The following is a 434-nucleotide window of genomic DNA, read 5'->3' as shown; positions in this document are numbered from 1 at the left end:
AATTTATCATTATTGTTTAATTGTAAAAATATTTTTCGTTTCTTAGTATGAAACTATTTTAAATTAATAATAGCCTCTATTCCCATATTAGCATTATATGGTTTAACAAATATTTTATACGGATTTTCTTTTGATCTTTTTATTATCTCCTCATCTGAAATATTTAAATTATATTCATAATTATCTCTATTTAAAATTAAATTATCAAAGATTTTTAGAATTAACTAATAGTGATAATATTAATGTTTATATGAACAATAATGAGCTATTTCTTGAAATAAAAGAAAGTGCTAAAAGCGTTAATGAAGCATATAATTTAGCTAATAGAAAATATAAGGCTTTAAAATTAGAATTTTCTAAATTAAATATTAATATTGCTCTTGAAGAATATAATAATATTCCTTTGATTGAAAGAGAAGAAATAACAGAAAAGC

At 19.4% G+C, this 434-nt stretch carries 1 protein-coding gene; it reads left to right on the top strand.

Translation table 11 applies throughout. The annotated features are described in order from the left end of the window. Positions 1 to 250 precede the first annotated feature (250 nt). On the top strand, positions 251 to 434 hold a 184-nt coding region (locus BUE91_RS07020; protein ID WP_143605917.1), incomplete at its 3' end, for a hypothetical protein.

The organism is Streptobacillus notomytis (assembly GCF_001902585.1).
GTDB classification, from domain to species: Bacteria; Fusobacteriota; Fusobacteriia; order Fusobacteriales; family Leptotrichiaceae; genus Streptobacillus; species Streptobacillus notomytis.
This window is presented reverse-complemented; position numbering and strand designations above follow the sequence as displayed.